Here is a 2,340-nt window from a genome sequence, read left to right as displayed (position 1 = left end):
GACCTCTCCGGCAAGCAACTCAAAATCCACGCCATCCAACGCACGCACACCGGGAAACTCTTTTGACAGACCTTCGATGGACAACAGCACATCGCTCATCTTGAATCAACCTGCTGCCTGGACAAGGTCGCTCTTGATCTTGATGCAAAAACAATCTCTAAAGCTAGCTTGCCCAAACCGCAGGCTCTCATCATTTGACTTCAAATAGCGGCTTGAATGCTGCGGGTGGAAGTACGTCGTCGCGACGAATCTGCTTCAGGTTTGTCTTGTCGATCGTGACAATCTTCGGGCCCACGTGTTTGATCAGGTCTTTGCCTTCCAGTGCACGCACCGCCTGGTCGATGGACATGCGCCCCTGAATCACCATAGCGTCGGCGGGTGATGCCATGATCGTGCCCTTTTCAATACCGGCATAGACGTCCGGGGTCAGGTAAAACGACACCAGCTGCACCTTGTCCTTCAAATTGCGAGCGCGCACAATGCCCTGGCTCACTTCCGCCGTGACGGCGGTGCCGGCGATGTAGCGAATAGCCGGGTTGGACTGCAGCGCGTCCTCAACCAGTTTGGCCTGCGCCTCTTTGCCCGTGTCTCCGTACATCGGCGCCATTACTTCGAGCGAACTGCCTTTGACCGCTTCTGCAAAGCCTTTGTTGGCGGCCTCGACCCAGCCCGCACCCGCTGGTCCGGGGAACCATGCGACCACGGCCTTGGCACCACCTGCCGGATGCTTCTTGGCAAGGTAGGCACCCGCTTCCTGCCCCATCGTGTAGAAGGACACGAGCGACTTGGCGGTCAACTCTGCAGAGTTGATGCCGTTCACCAAATCAACAACCGGGATATTTTTCGCCCTGAGCGACTTGACCAAGTTGACCAGCCCGTCGGCAGAAATACCGCCGATGACCACGGCTTGGCCGCCGCCGGCGACGCAGTCTTCAATCTGTGAAATCTGCTTGTTCAAATTGGTGTAACCACCCGCTTCAAGCACCTGGGCTGAGACGCCAAGACGCTTGGCTTCTTCAACCACACCATAGTCAACACCCAGCCAGTAGGCGTCCTTCATGTGCGGGAATGAAACGCACAGCTTCCACTTCTTCGATGCTTTGGGCAGCGGACTGTAGTTAACCGGCTTTTTCGCTCCAGTATCGGAGAACGCGGGTTCTGTCTGCTCTGCTGCGTACGGGTACCAGTTGGCGGCCTGTGCTGCCAGAGAAGCAGACAACAAGACACCTGCGATCAGGGTGGGTACAAATAGTTTTTTCATTTAGTCTCCAAATTAATAAGTCAAGGTCAAAAAACTTCGCGTCAGTGCGAAGGTGGGGAATACAAGCCAGTCTCTTGCTTGTACGAATGCGAAAAACACTCAGGTCTTCAGTGCCGCTCGCAAATCGGTCAGGCGCTGTTTGGACTGGGCGCGCGCCGCCAAGGCCTGCGCCATGTCAACTGCGACAAATTGCGTGCGGAAATTCGGTTGCAACTGGGCCACCAGATCCATGTCGGCACTGATGACGGTGCCAATCATCGCGTAGCCGCCGCCGGAGATGGCGTCGCGGTGCAGCATGATCGGCTCCAGCCCGCCGGGTACCTGAATCGAGCCGACAGGATAACCGGCATCAACAATGTTTGAGGGATCGGAGCCGGCGCCAAAGGGGCGCTCGCGCGGCGCGAATTCCAGGGCACGACCGCCCTTGAAGCGATAGCCGATGCGGTCCGCCTCGGGGCCGACGCGCCAGGTATCGTCAAAGAAAGATTTGCCCGACGCTTCAGTCAGCCAGTGAAAGTACAGGCCCGGCAACACGCGGACATGCACGTCCTTGGGGAACACCGGCTTCAATTGCTCCGGCAACTTTCGGCCCAAGTGCGACGGCCCGGTGGCGACGCCGACAGGCAGCACGTCACCAGCTTGAAGTTTTCTGCCACAAAAGCCACCCATGGCACCCAGGATGTAAGTCGAACGACTGCCCAGCACCACGGGCACGTCAATGCCGCCGGCCACTGCAAGGTAGCCACGAACGCCATCCTTGAGGTAGCCAAAGCTCAGCACGCTACCGGGCTTGACGGCCACGACTTCGTAGTTGGCGATGTCTACACCATCGAGCTTGGCTGGCAGGTTGGCGCCGGTCAGCGCGATCAGTGCGTCCTGCGTGAATTCGAGTTTAGGGCCGAGCATCGTCATCTCGAGCGCCGCCGCATCTTCCGGGTTACCGAGCAGCAGATTGGCGGCGCGGAATGAGTACTGATCAAGCGCCCCGGAAAGAGGGATGCCCAGGTGGTAGTAGCCCGTGCGACCGGCGTCCTGTACGGTGGTCGCAAGTCCGGCTTGTAGTACCTTAATTGCCATAC

Annotated in this window: 2 protein-coding genes; both read right to left on the bottom strand. The window is 58.2% G+C overall.

Annotation, left to right across the window (positions count from 1 at the left end; translation table 11 throughout):
* Positions 1 to 190 precede the first annotated feature (190 nt).
* Positions 191 to 1,261, bottom strand: a complete 1,071-nt coding sequence (torT, locus tag ACOYNV_RS27600) for a TMAO reductase system periplasmic protein TorT (RefSeq protein ID WP_422903026.1) — start codon at positions 1,259 to 1,261, stop codon at positions 191 to 193.
* Between the two features lie 99 nt (positions 1,262 to 1,360).
* Positions 1,361 to 2,340: biotin-dependent carboxyltransferase family protein (locus tag ACOYNV_RS27595; protein ID WP_422903025.1), on the bottom strand; the 980-nt coding region annotated here is incomplete at its 5' end.

Source organism: Propionivibrio sp. (assembly GCF_049316945.1).
In the GTDB taxonomy this organism is placed as follows: Bacteria; Pseudomonadota; Gammaproteobacteria; order Burkholderiales; family Rhodocyclaceae; genus Propionivibrio.
The sequence above is the reverse complement of the archived record's forward strand: the minus strand, read 5'-3'. Positions and strand labels throughout refer to the sequence as shown.

What these genes read in the sequence shown, in the direction of transcription:
- torT (WP_422903026.1), bottom strand. Translation starts at nt 1,261, where the DNA reads ATGAAAAAACTATTTGTACCCACCCTGATCGCAGGTGTCTTGTTGTCT.